This window comes from Stenotrophomonas maltophilia (assembly GCF_002799155.1).
Classification (GTDB): Bacteria; Pseudomonadota; Gammaproteobacteria; order Xanthomonadales; family Xanthomonadaceae; genus Stenotrophomonas; species Stenotrophomonas maltophilia_R.
Window position 1 is genome coordinate 827,618 of sequence record NZ_NERD01000002.1, and the last position, 14,318, is coordinate 841,935.

A 14,318-nucleotide genomic window follows, 5' to 3' on the forward strand; every position below is an offset into this window, starting at 1 on the left:
TACTCGAACGCCGGCCCTGCGCCGGCGTTCGTCGTTGCAGGAAAAGGGGACGGAGGGGATTAAGTCGCAATCCCCCCAACCGGCCGCTTACGACTTAATCCCCTCCGTCCCCTTTTTTGCGAGGAGGCGCCAGGTGGCGAGGCTGCCGTAGAGCAGCAGCAGGGCGGTGAGGGTGATCAGTTCATGGCCAACTTCGGCCAGGCTGGCGTCCATCTGGTTCAGGCGCACCATCAGGTTGATGCCCGAGGTGGTCGGCAACAGCTGAGCCAGCCAGACCAGCGGTTGTGGCGTCATCACTGCCGGCCAGGACAGGTTGGCCAGGAAGAACAGCGGGATCGAGGTGGCGATGATGTACTGGAAGGCGCGTTCGCGGGTGCGGAAGAAGCTGCCGACGAACAGGCCGAAGGCCACGGTGGCGGCGATGAACAAGGTGCCGCCCAGCAGCTGGCCCATCGGATTGCCGCCGCGCGGATAGTCCTGCACCCAGGCGGTGAATCCGGCGTAATAGAACAGGCCAAACAGGCCGATGAGGGCGAAGCCCAACGCCATGCCGGCCAGGGTCGGGAGGTCGAAGCGCAGGCGCCGGCCAAGTGCGAGACGACGGCCACCGAGCAGGACGCCGATACCCATCAGCAGCGTCTGGTGCACGATCAGCTCGGCCACGCCGGGCACGATGGCGCTGCCATAGCCTTCCTGGGTGTTGTACAGCGGGCGCTGCACCAGGGTGACCGGTGGTGCCTGCGGCGCGCCCATGAAGGCGGCCTGGCCGACTACCGCCTCACGCCCGAATGCGCCCAGTGCATCGGCCACGCTGCCCAGCACCCAGCTGGCACGGCCCAGGTAGGCGCCGTTACCGAGCAGCACCAGCTTGGCCGGGTGGCCGCGCAGGATGTCGCGCTCCAGGTTGGCCGGGATCAGCACGATGCCTTCGGCGTGGCCGGCTTCCAGCTGCTGGCGGGCACTGTCGATGTCCGTCGGTTGCCCGACCACGCGCGCAACACGGAGTGCATCGAGCTTGCGCAGCAGCTCGCGGCTGGTCGCGCTGTGGTCTTCATCCACCACCAGCACCGGCAGGTTGCCGGCCACCTGGTGACGGTACGCGGCCGGGTAGAAGAACGAGTACAGGATCACCGCGCCGACCATCACCACGATCGCATAGCGGTCGCACAGCACCGCCATCAGGGTCTGCCGCAGGCTGCGCCAGAATGCGCTCATGCGTCGGCTCCTGCCGGTTGTGCGGCTTCGGGCGTGCGCGCGAAGGCGATCAGGCGCAGGCCGCCGATGCCACCGGCGACCACCGACATCAGCAGCAATGTGGCCAGCGGCCACACCGAAACCAGCAACGGCGAACCGATGAACTGTTGCTGGGTCTGCAGCTTGATGTAGGCGCTGAGCGGCAGCAGCTGATGCCAGATTCGGGTGAACAGAGGGCCGTCCAGCACCGGGAAGGTGGCGCTGGAGAACGCCAGTGCGGTGCCGATGCTGAGGCCGACTGCGGACAGCGCGGTACCCATGTCGCGGGTGACGCCGACGAAGAACAGCGCGTAGGCGGCCGTGGCCAGGTAGAACAGTGGCTGTGCAAGCAGCAGCAGGAGCACGCTGCCCGCCACGCCATCGCCGCGCAGCCAGGCCAGGTAGCCGATGCCGAGTGCGCCATACACCGAGAACAGCAGGATGTACGGTGCGACCTTGCCGGCAATCGCCGACCACGGCGTGCGGCCCAGCCAGGCGGGCAGGGTGCCGTCGCGGATCTCGCGGCCGAGGCTGCCGGCCACTGCCAGCGCCAGCACCAGCGACAGCACCGCAGGGAAGATCAGCGGCAGCAGGAACAGCTCGTAGCTGCGCGCCGGGTTGTACAGGATGTCCGACTGCACCGCGATCGGTGCCGCGCGCAGCTTGGCCGGGCCGACCTGCAGGCCGATGCGCTCGCGCAGCAGGCGTGCGTTCCAGGCCGAGACCGCGTCGCCGATATCGCGCGACGCGGACTGGCCGGTGGTCATGTAGGTGGCGTTGTAATAGGCGAACACCGTGCCCTGGCGCCCGCGCAGCGCCTGCCGGGTGACATCGCGCGGCACCAGTACGATGGCGAACACATCCAGGCTGCGCAGCTGCGCGCGTGCGTCTTCCAGGTCCACCGGCTGGCTGGCGACGCGCACGCCGGGGCTGGCATCGAGCATGCGCAGCAGCAGGCGGCTGTCACTGCTGTGGTCGAGGTCGACCACAGCGACCGGGATGTCGCGCATCACCGAGGGCGTGAACATCCACGCCATCACCACCAGCATCAGCAGGGGCAGCAGGGTGACGAGAAGCAGGTCGGCGCGGTTGCCGCGCAGCGACCACAGCTCGCGCCGCCAGCTGGCGGCGAAGCCGCCGCGGCCAGGGCTCAGTGCTGGGGCCATGCGAACAGCACGCTCATGCCGGGGCGGAAGCCCTCGATGCGGCGTACCGGGCGCACCCGCACCTCGAAGCTGCGGACGTCGTAGCCGGACGACTGGCGGGTGGTACGCCAGGTAGCATAGTCGCCGGCCGGGTTGATGAAGTAGACCTCGAATTCGCCGTCCAGGCCGAGTGCCGGCACGCTGCCCTGCAGCTTGCTGCCGACCTTCAGGCCCTGCATCTGCGATTCGCGCAGGTTCATCGCCACCCACATGCGATCGATGTCGACCAGGGTGAACACCGGGTAGCCGGCCGGCACCAGTTCGCCCGGATCGGCCATGCGCTTGTTGATCTCGCCGGCCACCGGCGCGCGCCCTTCCACTTCGACACGCGCGGCGTTGACCTCGGCCACCGCGCCCTGTGCCTGCTGCACCTGGCCCTGCGCGGCACGCTTGTCCTGCTCGCGTGCGCCGGCCAAGGCCATGTCGTACTGCGCGCGGGCGGCACGGGCCAGTTCGCGCGAACTGGTGGCCTGGGCATGTGCTTCATCGCGCTTCTGCCGGGTCATCACCCCTTCGTTGAACAGGTTCTGCACGCGCTGGTAGGTGGCTTCAGCCAGCGTCGCACCGGCTTCGGCCCGCTTCCAGTTCGCTTCGGCGGCGCGGATGTCCTCGCTGCGCGCGCCTTCGTCGGCCTTGTCGGCCACCGCCTGTGCGGCGGCCAATGCGCCGTGTGCCTGCTGTTCCTTGGCGGCCACTTCCGGGCTGTCGAGCAGGAACAGCACCTGCCCGGGCTGCACGCGGTCACCCTCGCGCACCTTCAGCTCGGCCACGCGCGCGGTGATCTTGGCGGCCACGTTGATCGTGTCCGCATCGGCCATGCCCTGGATCTGGTCGCCCGGGCTGCGCCAGGCCAGCCACAGGCCGAGCACCACCACGACCAGCAGCACCACTATCAGGATCGGTCCCAACCGGCGCCTGCCTGGGGGTGTCGTCGCATCGTCGTGCAGCACATCACTCATGGTCGATCACCTCGTCCGCACGCCGCCGGAACTCTTCGAAACGGTCCATCTGTCCACTGACCTCCAGCAACTGTGCCAGCGCAATATCGTATTGGTAGGCGGCCTGTGCGCGCTCGACGCGGGCGCCGCCGAGGCCGAGCCGCGCGTCGATCACATCCAGCGAAGTCGCCTGGCCTTCGCGGAACGCCAGCTCCTGCAGGCGCAGGTTTTCCTGTGCCTGGGCAATGCTGCTGTCGAGCAGCACGTACTGCTGGCGCGCGGTTTCCAGCTCGTTCCAGGCTTTGCGCACGCCCAGTGCGACCTGGTTCTCGGCCTCGCGCAGGCCCGCTTCGGCCTGGTCCTGCTGCGCACGCGCGGCGCTGATCTGCGCCGGCCGGGAGTTCGGCGACAGGAAGGTGTACTTCAGGCCGATGCCGAACGCCCAGTCCGGATCGGTCAGCATCTCGTCGCGGCGGCGGAAGTCGTACTGGCCGAAGGCGAAGATCTGCGGCTTCAGCTTGGCCTGCTGCACGCGCACGCCCTGTTCGGCCTGCGCCACCATCGCGCGCAGGCGTGCGATCTGCGGCTGGCGTGCCTGCGCGGTGCGCTCGAAGCTGGCCACCGGTTCCAGTGGCACGCGCTGCACGAACAGCGGTGACACCGGCTGCACCTCGCCGCCACTGCGCAGCAGCGTGGCCAACGCGGCCTTCAGCGTGGCCAGGTCGTTCACCGTCTTCTGGTATTCGCGCTCGGCCTTGTCGCGGGCCACGGTGGCCTGCAGGCGCTGGGCGCGGGTGGCGAAGCCCTCGCGCTCCAGCTTCTCTGCGTCGGAGAGGTGGCGGTTGAGGCCATCGCGCACGTCGCGGCGCACGTCCACCGCCTGCTCGGCCAAGCGTTGGCCGAAATAGGCCTGGGCCAGCTGCACGGTCAACGATTGACGCTGGGCTTCGCGCTCGGCACTGGCCTGTTCGTGCGCGGCGCTGGCCGCACGTTGCGCGGCCGGAATCACGCCGCCGGTGTACAGCGGCAGCACCGCGGTCACCACCGGGCGGGTACGCCAGTCGCGTTCGGTGAACGACAGCGGCGAGTCGATGCCATAGGCCTCGGCCACCGGTGCCAGTGAACCCAGTGGCAGGGTGAGGGTCTTCTGGAACTGCAGTCGGCGCACTTCGCCGGTGATCTCCGGCAGGCGCAGCAGGCGGGTCGCGTCCTGCAGGTCCTGCTTGTTGCGCACGGCGGCGTCGGCGGCGGCCAGCGCATCGGAGACCTGCTCCAGGCGTTGCCGTGCCTGTTCCCAGTCCAATGCGGGTGCGTCGGTGTTGCTCTGCGCGGGCGCAGCGAATGGCAGGCAGGTTGCCAGCGCCAGCCCCAGCACGGCCTTCGCGCGGTGCGTCCTTGTACGTCGGCCGATCACGCCCATGCCGTCCCAGTGGTAATGAAGTGCGCAAACGGTAGTGCGCGCGGCGTGAAGCCCGGGTCTGCGATCATCGGTTTGTCCTCAACGAAGGGTGCCGCTGGCCGCAGTGCGCAGCGCCTGGGTGATGTGCTGCAGCGTGCTTGAGCGCACGGCGGCATGCTGCCAGTACAGCGGCACATCGAGCCAACGGCGGGGTTCCAGTACCACCACGCGTCCGGCGCGCACCGCGGGCGCGACCAGGGTTTCCGGGGCCATGCCCCAGCCGAGTCCGCACGCGGCGGCTTCGACGAAACCGGTGGAGGAGGGCAGGTAGTGTAACGGTGGCTGCAGCCGCGCGCGGGTCAGTCGCCGCGCGAAACGCCACTGCAGTTCATCCTTGCGGTTGAACACCAGCATCGGCGCGCGCGCCACGGCCGCAGCCTGCATGCCGTCGCGGAAGTACTGGCGGGCGAAGCCGGGCGAGGCGATGGCGTGGTAGCGCATCGCGCCGAGCGGGTGCACGTTGCATCCCTTCACCGCTTGGCCTTCGGCAGTGACCGCGCCGAGCACGCTGCCATCGCGCAGCAGCTGCAGGGTGTGGTCCTGGTCGTCCATGCGCAGGTCGAACAGGTAACCGTGACGCTGGTGCAGGTCGGCGATGGCCGGTACGAACCAGGTATCGAGCGAGTCGTCGTTGACCGCCAGCGGGATCGGCGTGCGCGCAGCGTCGCTGCCACGCTCGGGCAGCAGCTCGGCCAGCGCCTCGGCTTCCAGTGCCTGCATCGGTCGTACCCGCCGCAGCAGCGCTTCACCCGCCGCGGTCGGCCGGCACGGTGCCTGGCGCACTACCAGGACCTGCCCGAGCCTGTCCTCCAGCGCCTTGATCCGCTGCGACAGGGCCGACGGGCTGATCGACAGGCGGCGTGCCGCAGCCTCGAAGCTGCCTTCCTCCAGCACCGCGGCAAACGCGGCCAGTTGCGGATGTACCAGATCCATGCCGGAGCCTCTTCAGTTTTGCTGCACAGGATAAAGAAAAATCAGATTGTCTAAACAGGGGCGGCGGCCGCACCCTGCGCATCCCCTCGCTGCCTGGCCTGTCCTGATGTGGATCGCCGCTACCGCCGCCGGCCTGTTCGCAGGTGCCGGCCTGATCATCGCCATCGGTGCGCAGAACGCCTTCGTGCTGCGCCAGGGCCTGCAGCAGCGCCATGTGGGCAGGGTGGTGCTGGCCTGTGCCGGCGCGGACATCGCGCTGATCCTGGCTGGCGTCGGCGGCATGGGCGCGCTGGTGCTGCAGTGGCCACTGCTGCTGCAGGTGCTGCGTTTCGGTGGCGCGGCGTTCCTGCTCTGGTACGGCCTGCAGGCCGGGCTGCGGGCGTGGCGCGGTGGCAGTGCGCTGTCTGCCGCCGAGGGGCAGGGCGGCACCGGACGCCAGGTACTGCTGACCTGCCTGGCCTTCACCCTGCTCAACCCGCATGTCTACCTGGATACCGTGGTGCTGCTGGGCAGCCTGTCCACGCGCTATCCCGGTGACCTGCGCTGGGCCTTCGCCGCCGGTGCCTGCGCCGCCAGCGTGGCCTGGTTCTGCACGCTGGGCTATGGCGCGCGCCTGTTGCAGCCGGTGTTCCGCAGGCCGGGCGCCTGGCGCGTGCTGGACGCCGGCGTGGCGATCTTCATGTTCTGCCTCGCCACGCTGCTGCTGTTGCGCCCGCTCTAGGCCGCGTCCATCGCGCACAACGGCGTTTCGCCGGGGCGCAGGGTCAGCACGCGCACGCCGCTGCGGGTAACTGCCACGGTGTGCTCGAACTGCGCCGACAGCTTGCCGTCGCGGGTGTAGACCGGCCATTCGTCCGGCTGTTGGCGGATGGCCGGCTTGCCTTGGTTGAGCATCGGCTCGATGGTGAACACCATGCCTTCTTCCAGCACCATGCCGGTGTTGGGATGGCCGTAGTGCAGGATCTGCGGTTCCTCGTGCATCTCCTGGCCGATGCCATGGCCGCAGTATTCCTTCACCACGCTATAGCCCTGGCTGCGTGCATGGCGGGCGATGGCGTGGCCGATGTCGCCCAGGCGCGCGCCGGGGCGCACCGCGGCGATGCCTTTCCACATCGCCTGGTAGGTGGCCTGCACCAGCCTGCGCGCCGCGTAGTTGGCCTCGCCCACCAGGTAGGTGGTGCTGGAGTCGGCGATGTAGCCGTTCTTCTCCAGGGTGATGTCGAGGTTGACGATCTGGCCGTTGCGCAGCACGTCGGTGGTGCTGGGTACGCCGTGGCAGATCACGTTGTCGATCGAGGTGTTGAGCACATACGGGAAGCCGTACTGCCCCTTGCTGGCCGGTCGCGCCTGCAACTCATCGACGATCATGCGTTCGACGAAATCGTTGATCTCCATGGTGCTGCGACCCTGCAGCGGTAGCCGGTCGAGCGCGGCGAACACCTGCGCCAGCAGGCGCCCGGATTCGGCCATCAGCGCGATCTCGTCGGGGCGCTTGATGATCGCCACGTCACGCCCGCCCGGGGGCCAGCGCCTGCGGCTGCACGCCGGCTGCCCGCAGTTCGCTGGCGACGATGTCCTGGAAGCTCAGCGTGGGGTTCATCTCGCACAGCATGCCGACCCGGATCCAGAAGTTGGCCTGGGCGTTGATCGAGCGGCTGGAGACGGTGCAGGCACGGCGCAGCTGGTCGTGCAGGGTGTCATCGATGTTGACGATGCCCATGGGCGGTCCTGGATCAGTGAGTATACGAAGCGTATATGTTTCGTATATCCCGCTCAAGGCCGCCTGGTTCAGCTGGCGTCGGTAGCGAAGCGCAGGCGGTTACCTTCGGGGTCACGCAGCAGCATCTCGCGGCTGCCCCATTCGGTGTCATGCGGCGGCTGTTCGATGGGTACGCCCGCAGCGCTGAAGGCGCGGTAGAGGGCGTCGACGTCCTCGACGATGAAGTACACGGCGCCACCGACCTCGCAGTCACCGCTGTGTTCGGTGAGGAAGATCGTCTGACCGTCGCGGGTGAGCTGGGCGAACAGCGGGAAACCAGGTTCGAAGCGGTGTTCCCAGTCGACCACGAAACCCAGCCCCTGCACGTAGAACGGCAGGGTGGTGTCGGCATGGCGCACGCGCAGTTGCGGGATGACGGTCTGGGGCATGACGAGAGCTCCTGGGGCAGGCGCCCAGTGTAGTGCCGGCTGTGGGCCGGCATCCTCGTGAGCCCGGGAACAGGAAGTTGCCGAGCCAATGGCCGGCACTACCGGAAGCGGTCAGCAGGCCGTCGGCACGGCGGCCATCGCCGCCAGCAGTTCACGGTTCACCTGCTGGTGCCGTGCCTGCCACACCGGCAGATCGTCGGCGCTGATGTCGGGCTGGCCATCCAGTGAGGACAGCCAGCGCTTGAAGCGGCTCCGGTAGTTGGCCAGCGACACCTCACCGGTGATGTCACTGCCGACCAGGCCGCCGGCGCGCAGCGCTTCGATCACCACCAGTGCGTGTTCCAGCTGGAAGCGGCCCTGGTCCCAGTTGCTGCGGGCGACGTTCTCGGCGAACACGTCCTTGTCGATCGACAGGTAGGTCGGCTGTGGCGACTTCGCCTGCTCTGCGGCGAATGCGGCCACCAGCGCTTCGGGATGCTCGAAACGGCGGAAGGCGTGGCCCATGCCGAGGCGCTGCCCCCAGCCCACGTCCACGTCCATGCACCAGTACGTCAACCGCCCGCCCATCAGCGGACGCCAGTGGTTCTCCCAGGCATGGCCGAGGCCGATGTCGCTGGAGGTGATGCCGAGCACGTGGATGTGCGAGATCTGCGGCAGCTTGCTGGCGGCGTTCACCCACGATCCGCAGTGCATGCCGAACGGGAAACGCATGTTGTCCGGATGGTTGTCCAGCACCACCAGCTGGAACGGTTCCTGCGCGCGCATGCGCTGCAGCAGCGGCAGGCTGAGGTGATGGAAGTCGCCACTGCCGAGCATCACCGTGCCGAGCTGGGCCGGCAGCGCTGCCAGCACTTCCGCCGCGAAACGGCCCAGCGTCGTATTGCTGCAGGCGAACCGCAGCGGATCGTGCCACTGCGGCAGGGCCAGGGTCTGCGCCTGGGGCAGCGGCAGCACGCCACCGTCAAGGTCCAGGATCAACGGGGAGCGCAATGGCATCGTTCAACCGCCTCCATCAGGTTCGCCCTGCAGATGCGGGGCCAGCTTGCGCAGGGCGGCGCGCAGCAGCGGCGAGCGTGCGTGGACCGCGTGCCGGGTGGAGGTGAAGCGGGCGCCCAGCTCGGCCTTGATCCGCGAGTCGGTCCAGCCGGCCACGTAGTGGCTCAGGCCGTGCTGCAGCGCGTATTCGAGGTTGTGCATCCAGCTGACCGCGTACAGGTTGTGCTCGCGCGACTGCGGATAAGCCAGGCCGATGTACTTGTCCACCAGCTTGCCGGCATGCGCGTAGCACAGGTTCCAGCCGATCAGCTGGCCTTGGTGGCGGTAGAGGAACATCCGTCCCTGGCCCAGGCTGTCGGCCAGCAGGTACTGGAAATAAGGCAGGTCGAGCTGGTCGAAATGCACGGCGCTCTGTGCGTACACGCCCAGGTAAAGCGCATACAGTTCGGCCTGCAGCTGCGGGTCGGCCAGGGCCGGATCACCGGTGGCGATGCACTCGACCTGCAGCTGGTCACGCGAACGCAGCTTGCGCCGGATGTTCTTGCGGCGCGAGGACGATAGTCGGCCGAGATAGCCATCGAGTGAATCGAAATCGATCGCCACCCAGGCCAGCGGCATGCCTTCCAGTTCGACGAAGCCGCGTGCCAGCAGCGCCTGCAGGAAGGCACCGCTGTGTGCATTGGCGGCGTCGTCCAGCAGCGGCGAATCGATCGCCAGGTCCTTGACCACCAGCAGCCGGGTATCGCCGGTCGCGTGACGCGTCACGTCCTCGGCCAATGCCTCTGGTGCGACGTGCGCGGGCAGCGGGGTGTACTCGGTGCTGGTGGCACCGACGAAGCGGGTCTTCCAGGTGATCCAGGGCCGCCACAGGCGCGACAGCGGCAGGCCAAGCAGCTTGCCGCGCAGGTCGTCATCCATCGTGGTGGTCAGGTCCAGCGGCGCACGGAAGGTCGGCAGGCCGCTGGGAAGGCGGCCCGCCTCGAACCCGAGCGGCGGGTGGGCCAGGAAGCCCTCCAGCAGCGCGGCCGGTTCCAGCGCGGTGCTGGACGCGCGTGACGTCATCTCCATCGGCACGGGAACCGGCAGCGCATCGACCTCAGCCCTTGGCCTTGGTCATCGCCTGGTCGAGCAGGGTGATCGCCAGGTCGATCTCCTGGTAGCTGATGTCCAGCGACGGCGCGAAGGTGATCACGTTCTTGTACCAGCCACCCACGTCGAGTACGAGGCCCATGCGCTTGCCATCGTGCAGCAGGTCACCGGCCAGGCCGATGTCGACCATGCGGTCCAGCAGTTCCTTGTTCGGGGTGTAGCCGTCGGTCTGGCAGATCTCGGCGCGCAGGGCCAGGCCCAGTCCGTCGACGTCGCCGATTTCCGGGTGGCGCTTCTGCAGGCCACGCAGGCCGTCGAGGAAGTACGCGCCCTTTTCCGGCACGGTGCGCTCGTAATCCATTTCCTTGCCCAGCTTCAGCACTTCCAGGCCCATGCGGGTGCCCAGCGGGTTGGAGTTGAAGGTGGAGTGGGTGGAGCCCGGCGGGAACACGGTCGGGTTGATCAGCTCTTCGCGCGCCCACAGGCCCGACAGCGGGTTCAGGCCGTTGGTCAGCGCCTTGCCGAACACCAGCACGTCCGGGGTCACGCCGAAGTGCTCGATCGACCACAGCTTGCCGGTGCGCCAGAAGCCCATCTGGATCTCATCGACGACCATCAGGATGCCGTACTTGTCCAGCACGCGCTTGAGGCCGGTGAAGAAGTTGCGCGGCGGGATGACGTAGCCGCCGGTGCCCTGGATCGGCTCGACGTAGAACGCGGCGTATTCGGCCTGGCCGACCTTGGGATCCCACACGCCGTTGTATTCGCTTTCGAACAGGCGCTCGAACTGCCAGACGCAGTGGTCGGAGTACTCGTCCGGGGTCATGCCCTTCGGGCGACGGAAGGGGTACGGGAACGGGATGAACATCGCGCGCTCGCCGAAGTGGCCGTAGCGGCGGCGGTAGCGGTAGCTGGAGGTGATCGACGAGGCACCCAGGGTACGCCCGTGGTAGCCACCTTCGAAGGCGAACATCAGGCTCTTGCCGCCGCGGGCGTTGCGCACGATCTTCAGCGAGTCTTCAACGGCCTGCGCGCCGCCGACGTTGAAGTGCACGCGGCCGTCGAGGCCGAACTTTTCGTGCATGTCCACGGCAATGGTCTTGGCCAGCTGCACGCGGGTCGGGTGCAGGTACTGGCTGGCGACCTGCGGCAGGGTGTCGATCTGGTCCTTCAGCGCGTCGTTCAGGCGCTTGTTGCTGTAGCCGAAGTTGCAGGCCGAGTACCACATCTGCAGGTCGAGGTAGGGCACGCCCGCGCCGTCGAACATGTAGCTGCCTTCGCCACGCTGGAAGATCTTCGGCGGGTCGACGTAGTGGACGGTATCGCCGAAGGAGCTGTAGCGGGCTTCGTCTGCCAGCAGCTGCGCGTCGAAGGCAGCGGCGTCGGCGTTCTTGTCAAAAATGTTCATGCAGTTCGGTTCCGTGAAGGACGTTCGAAAGGGGGAAGGGGGGGGCGTGCTCAGGCGGTGGCCAGCAGCAGGGGCAGTCCGGCGGGCGGTGGGCTGGCGTCGAGGCGACGTGGCTGCAGCAGGCTGCCATCGAGCAAGCGCGGCAGCAGTGCGATTGCATCGTGGAAGGTATCGATGGCGGCATGCTCGATGCCGGCGTTCGTGCAATGGGTGATGAGGCGGCGCTTGGCGAACACGAAGTCGGCATCTTCGGACACGCAGAAGTCCGAACTGCCGTCGCCGATCATCAGCACGCGCGGTGCCTGGTTGGCACGTGCCTGCGCGGCGCAGGTGCACTTGCAGGTACCGCTGCGGCACCCTTCGGCCTGGTAGGGCGATTCCAGTTCCCAATGGTCTTCGCACCAGCGCAGGTGGTTGGCCACCACTGGCAACGGCGGCAGGCCGTGGTTGGCGAGGATGCGGTGGATCGCGTAGTCCAGGCCGTCGCTGACGATGCGCAGTGGCAGGCCCAGCTGCTCGGCGCGGGCGACGAAGGCAGCGAAGCCCGGGTCGATCTGTACCTGGTCCAGGTGTGCGTCGAGCGTGGCCGGGTCCAGTTCCAGCAGCCGAACCTGGCCCTGCATGCATTCACGCGAGCCGATCTTTCCCGACTTCCACTGGTCTTCCAGTTCCTGCCACCCCGGCTGGCCGTACTTCTCCAGCAGCGAGTCGATGACATCTTCGAGGCTGATGGTGCCGTCGAAGTCACACAGGATGCTCCAGTGCATGGCAGGTCCGTCGATGAGAAAGTCGTCCGGCACGGTGCCGGGGCAGGCTCAATGTAGGCAGGCAGCCTTTCTCGTTCCTTTCCTGTTGAAAGCCTGCACCGCAGGATGAGGAAAGTGTTCAGGAATCGAGTGCCCTGAACAGGCGCAATGCCCCGGAAATCGCGGTTTCAGGGCTGCGCTGCAGCCAGTGCGCGCAGGATCTGCGCGGTCTCTTCGCGGGTCTGCCAGGCGCTGTTGCCGAGGGTCAGCATGCGTGCAGCGAAGTCGCGCGCGTTCGGCATGTCGTCCTGCGGCACGATGCCACGCAGGTAGGCGTAGTCGGGCAAGGCATGGATGAACATGCGGCTGGCACCGAGGCCGCGCGGCCACAGTTCGTCCAGTGCGGCATCGCGCGCGCGCTGGCTGGGCAGCAGCAGCATCAGCATCGGCCAGGTGCCGCCGGTGCCCGCCAGGCCATCGACCACCTCCACGGCCGGCAGCTGTGCCAGCTGCACACGCAGCTGCAATGCGCGCAGGCGCCCGGCCTGCAGGAACGCAGGCAGCCGCCGTGCAGCATGGGCGCCGATGTTCTGCCGCCATTGGCTGACCCGGTGCTGCGGGATGTCCAGCGGGAAGATGTCACCGACTGCTTCTTCCAGATCGCCACGCTGCAGTGCGCTACGCAGTGGATTGCCGTACACCAGCGACAGCAGCGAGGGGCGGTAGCAGGCGGCAAGGCCCAGCAGCTGCACGCTGCGAAGCAGCTCCCAGCGCAGGCTGAAACGCACCTGCTCGGCGGCATGTTCGGCCAGCGCGGCACGCAGCTCGTCATCGCGGCTGACCAGCAGGCCGCCTTCGTGCAGGCTCAGCCCCTTGCCGGCGGCCAGGCTGAAGAATCCGATATCGCCACGCAGGCCGACACTGCTGTTGCCGACCCGGGCGCCCAGCGCCTGCGCGGCATCTTCGATGACCCAGGCACCGGCGCCACGCGCGATGTCATTGGCCAGTTCGACATCGGCGATGCGCCCGCCCAGGTGCGTGGGCAGGATCGCCAACGTGCGTGCGTCGGCCAGGCGCGAGAGCTGTGCCGGATCAAAGTCGAAGTGGCCGCGGCGGGTATCACACAGTTGCACGCGCAGGCCGAGGCTGTGCACGGCAATCGGCACCAGCGGGCAGGTGTAGGCCGGCAGGATCACGGTATCGCGCTGGGGCGCACGCTTGCGCAAGGTGCGCAGCGCGATCAGCAGCGCGTGGGTGCCGGAACAGGTCAGCTGCAGCGGCGGTGTGCCGAGCTGGTGGGCCAGGATGTCGCGCAGGTCGCCGCCCCCCGGGAGGAAGTCGCTGGCCTGCATCGGCAGGCCGGCGGTCGGAGGCAGTTCGCGCGCGAACAGGTTCATCGCAGCCCGCTCACGAGGTGCTTTCGGCGGGGCTGTGCGGGTCATCCGCTTCGGCGCGGCCGAGGCAGACGATGCCGGCCACGATCAGTACCGCGCCCACCAGGTGGTGCAGGGTCAGTGGTTCGTTCAACAGCCACGCCGACAGCAGCAGCACGCTGATCACTTCCAGGTGCGAAGCCGCGAAAGCAGGACCGATGGGTGCGTGGCGCAGCAGGCTCATCCAGGTGAAAAATGCACCGACGTAGCCAAGGATGGCACCGTACACCCATGGCTGCGACAGCACGCGCAGCAGCCATGCCGTGTTGGCCTCGACCGGCAGCGCCGCATCACCGGCATACTTGAAGCACAGCTGGGCCAGCGTGTCGAAGGCCATCAGCAGGGGGAAGCCGATCACATACAGGCGCCTCATGAGCCGGCCCCCACCACCGCCACGCCCGCAGTGACCAGCAGCATGCCGGTTACCCGCAATGGCGTGAGTTTCTCGCGGAACAGGAAGCGGCCGGCGATCATCAGCGCCACGATGTTGATCGAGCCCAGCAGCACGCCCTTGGACAGCGGTACCAGTGACAGGAACGCGATCCAGGCGACGAATTCAAGCACATAGCAGGCGATGCCGATCCACAGCCAGGGGCGGCTGAGCATGTGTTTCCAGCGTTGCAATCCTTCGCCGTCCTGCGGGTCGCTGGCGGCGGCCTTGAAGGCGAGCTGGCCACCGGTATCGAGCACGACATTGGCCAGCCACAGCAGCGTGGCGAGTGCTCCCATT

Annotated in this window: 16 protein-coding genes; 1 reads left to right on the forward strand and 15 read right to left on the reverse strand. The window is 67.8% G+C overall.

Features of this window, described 5'->3' with window-relative positions:
* Nucleotides 1–87: 87 nt before the first annotated feature.
* The 5 genes from B9Y82_RS04370 to B9Y82_RS04390 form a co-directional block, all read right to left on the reverse strand.
* Nucleotides 88–1,215, reverse strand: a complete 1,128-nt coding sequence (locus B9Y82_RS04370; RefSeq protein ID WP_100471683.1) for an ABC transporter permease — start codon at nucleotides 1,213–1,215, stop codon at nucleotides 88–90.
* The gene (locus tag B9Y82_RS04375) at nucleotides 1,212–2,399 is read right to left on the reverse strand and encodes an ABC transporter permease (RefSeq protein WP_100471684.1); all 1,188 of its coding nucleotides are present in this window, start codon (nucleotides 2,397–2,399) and stop codon (nucleotides 1,212–1,214) included. The genes B9Y82_RS04370 and B9Y82_RS04375 overlap by 4 nt, the downstream gene beginning before the upstream one ends.
* A complete protein-coding gene (locus tag B9Y82_RS04380; protein ID WP_100471685.1) occupies nucleotides 2,384–3,397 on the reverse strand; it encodes an HlyD family secretion protein in 1,014 nt (337 codons plus the stop codon). Before B9Y82_RS04380 ends, B9Y82_RS04375 begins: the two co-directional genes overlap by 16 nt.
* Nucleotides 3,390–4,796 (reverse strand): TolC family protein, encoded by a 1,407-nt coding sequence (locus B9Y82_RS04385; protein ID WP_100471686.1) that lies wholly within the window; start codon nucleotides 4,794–4,796, stop codon nucleotides 3,390–3,392. The genes B9Y82_RS04380 and B9Y82_RS04385 overlap by 8 nt, the downstream gene beginning before the upstream one ends.
* Nucleotides 4,797–4,874: 78 nt before the next feature.
* The gene (locus B9Y82_RS04390; RefSeq protein ID WP_100471687.1) at nucleotides 4,875–5,768 is read right to left on the reverse strand and encodes a LysR family transcriptional regulator ArgP; all 894 of its coding nucleotides are present in this window, start codon (nucleotides 5,766–5,768) and stop codon (nucleotides 4,875–4,877) included.
* A 106-nt stretch (nucleotides 5,769–5,874) separates the two neighbouring features.
* Between B9Y82_RS04390 and B9Y82_RS04395 the strand changes: the two genes are divergently transcribed.
* A complete protein-coding gene (locus B9Y82_RS04395; protein ID WP_100471688.1) occupies nucleotides 5,875–6,489 on the forward strand; it encodes a LysE/ArgO family amino acid transporter in 615 nt (204 codons plus the stop codon).
* Here B9Y82_RS04395 and map read toward each other — a convergent pair.
* The 10 genes from map to B9Y82_RS04445 all read right to left on the reverse strand — a co-directional run bounded on the left by map (nucleotide 6,486) and on the right by B9Y82_RS04445 (nucleotide 14,317).
* The gene (map, locus tag B9Y82_RS04400; RefSeq protein WP_100475168.1) at nucleotides 6,486–7,268 is read right to left on the reverse strand and encodes a type I methionyl aminopeptidase; all 783 of its coding nucleotides are present in this window, start codon (nucleotides 7,266–7,268) and stop codon (nucleotides 6,486–6,488) included. The two genes, B9Y82_RS04395 and map, sit on opposite strands and share 4 nt — an antisense overlap.
* Before the next feature lie 7 nt (nucleotides 7,269–7,275).
* On the reverse strand, nucleotides 7,276–7,488 hold the full coding sequence (locus tag B9Y82_RS04405; protein WP_006425741.1) for a ParD-like family protein: 213 nt from the start codon (nucleotides 7,486–7,488) through the stop codon (nucleotides 7,276–7,278).
* A gap of 68 nt (nucleotides 7,489–7,556) precedes the next feature.
* Nucleotides 7,557–7,916: a bleomycin resistance protein gene (locus B9Y82_RS04410; RefSeq protein WP_100471689.1), complete on the reverse strand. Its 360-nt coding sequence runs from the start codon at nucleotides 7,914–7,916 to the stop codon at nucleotides 7,557–7,559.
* A gap of 111 nt (nucleotides 7,917–8,027) precedes the next feature.
* The gene (locus B9Y82_RS04415) at nucleotides 8,028–8,912 is read right to left on the reverse strand and encodes an arginase family protein (RefSeq protein ID WP_100471690.1); all 885 of its coding nucleotides are present in this window, start codon (nucleotides 8,910–8,912) and stop codon (nucleotides 8,028–8,030) included.
* Nucleotides 8,913–8,915: 3 nt separating this feature from the next.
* Nucleotides 8,916–9,980: a GNAT family N-acetyltransferase gene (locus B9Y82_RS04420; RefSeq protein ID WP_100471691.1), complete on the reverse strand. Its 1,065-nt coding sequence runs from the start codon at nucleotides 9,978–9,980 to the stop codon at nucleotides 8,916–8,918.
* A gap of 28 nt (nucleotides 9,981–10,008) precedes the next feature.
* Nucleotides 10,009–11,409, reverse strand: a complete 1,401-nt coding sequence (locus B9Y82_RS04425) for an aspartate aminotransferase family protein (protein ID WP_100471692.1) — start codon at nucleotides 11,407–11,409, stop codon at nucleotides 10,009–10,011.
* A gap of 50 nt (nucleotides 11,410–11,459) precedes the next feature.
* Nucleotides 11,460–12,176 carry an MtnX-like HAD-IB family phosphatase gene (locus B9Y82_RS04430; protein WP_100471693.1) on the reverse strand — a complete coding sequence of 239 codons (717 nt, stop codon included), beginning with the start codon at nucleotides 12,174–12,176 and terminating at the stop codon, nucleotides 11,460–11,462.
* Between the two features lie 167 nt (nucleotides 12,177–12,343).
* Nucleotides 12,344–13,552, reverse strand: a complete 1,209-nt coding sequence (locus B9Y82_RS04435; RefSeq protein ID WP_100471694.1) for a DegT/DnrJ/EryC1/StrS family aminotransferase — start codon at nucleotides 13,550–13,552, stop codon at nucleotides 12,344–12,346.
* A 10-nt stretch (nucleotides 13,553–13,562) separates the two neighbouring features.
* Nucleotides 13,563–13,961 carry a DMT family transporter gene (locus tag B9Y82_RS04440; RefSeq protein ID WP_075674983.1) on the reverse strand — a complete coding sequence of 133 codons (399 nt, stop codon included), beginning with the start codon at nucleotides 13,959–13,961 and terminating at the stop codon, nucleotides 13,563–13,565.
* Complete coding sequence (locus B9Y82_RS04445; protein ID WP_006425769.1) at nucleotides 13,958–14,317, reverse strand: EamA family transporter; 360 nt, start codon at nucleotides 14,315–14,317, stop codon at nucleotides 13,958–13,960. The genes B9Y82_RS04440 and B9Y82_RS04445 overlap by 4 nt, the downstream gene beginning before the upstream one ends.
* Nucleotide 14,318: the final 1 nt, after the last annotated feature.

Bases quoted from the DNA above. Each gene is read 5' to 3' on its own strand.
- B9Y82_RS04370 (WP_100471683.1), bottom strand. From the start codon at position 1,215: ATGAGCGCATTCTGGCGCAGCCTGCGGCAGACCCTGATGGCGGTGCTG.
- B9Y82_RS04375 (WP_100471684.1), bottom strand. From the start codon at position 2,399: ATGGCCCCAGCACTGAGCCCTGGCCGCGGCGGCTTCGCCGCCAGCTGG.
- B9Y82_RS04380 (WP_100471685.1), bottom strand. From the start codon at position 3,397: ATGAGTGATGTGCTGCACGACGATGCGACGACACCCCCAGGCAGGCGC.
- B9Y82_RS04385 (WP_100471686.1), bottom strand. From the start codon at position 4,796: ATGGGCGTGATCGGCCGACGTACAAGGACGCACCGCGCGAAGGCCGTG.
- B9Y82_RS04390 (WP_100471687.1), bottom strand. From the start codon at position 5,768: ATGGATCTGGTACATCCGCAACTGGCCGCGTTTGCCGCGGTGCTGGAG.
- B9Y82_RS04395 (WP_100471688.1), top strand. From the start codon at position 5,875: ATGTGGATCGCCGCTACCGCCGCCGGCCTGTTCGCAGGTGCCGGCCTG.
- B9Y82_RS04405 (WP_006425741.1), bottom strand. From the start codon at position 7,488: ATGGGCATCGTCAACATCGATGACACCCTGCACGACCAGCTGCGCCGT.
- B9Y82_RS04410 (WP_100471689.1), bottom strand. From the start codon at position 7,916: ATGCCCCAGACCGTCATCCCGCAACTGCGCGTGCGCCATGCCGACACC.
- B9Y82_RS04415 (WP_100471690.1), bottom strand. From the start codon at position 8,912: ATGCCATTGCGCTCCCCGTTGATCCTGGACCTTGACGGTGGCGTGCTG.
- B9Y82_RS04420 (WP_100471691.1), bottom strand. From the start codon at position 9,980: ATGGAGATGACGTCACGCGCGTCCAGCACCGCGCTGGAACCGGCCGCG.
- B9Y82_RS04425 (WP_100471692.1), bottom strand. From the start codon at position 11,409: ATGAACATTTTTGACAAGAACGCCGACGCCGCTGCCTTCGACGCGCAG.
- B9Y82_RS04430 (WP_100471693.1), bottom strand. From the start codon at position 12,176: ATGCACTGGAGCATCCTGTGTGACTTCGACGGCACCATCAGCCTCGAA.
- B9Y82_RS04435 (WP_100471694.1), bottom strand. From the start codon at position 13,552: ATGAACCTGTTCGCGCGCGAACTGCCTCCGACCGCCGGCCTGCCGATG.
- B9Y82_RS04440 (WP_075674983.1), bottom strand. From the start codon at position 13,961: ATGAGGCGCCTGTATGTGATCGGCTTCCCCCTGCTGATGGCCTTCGAC.
- B9Y82_RS04445 (WP_006425769.1), bottom strand. From the start codon at position 14,317: ATGGGAGCACTCGCCACGCTGCTGTGGCTGGCCAATGTCGTGCTCGAT.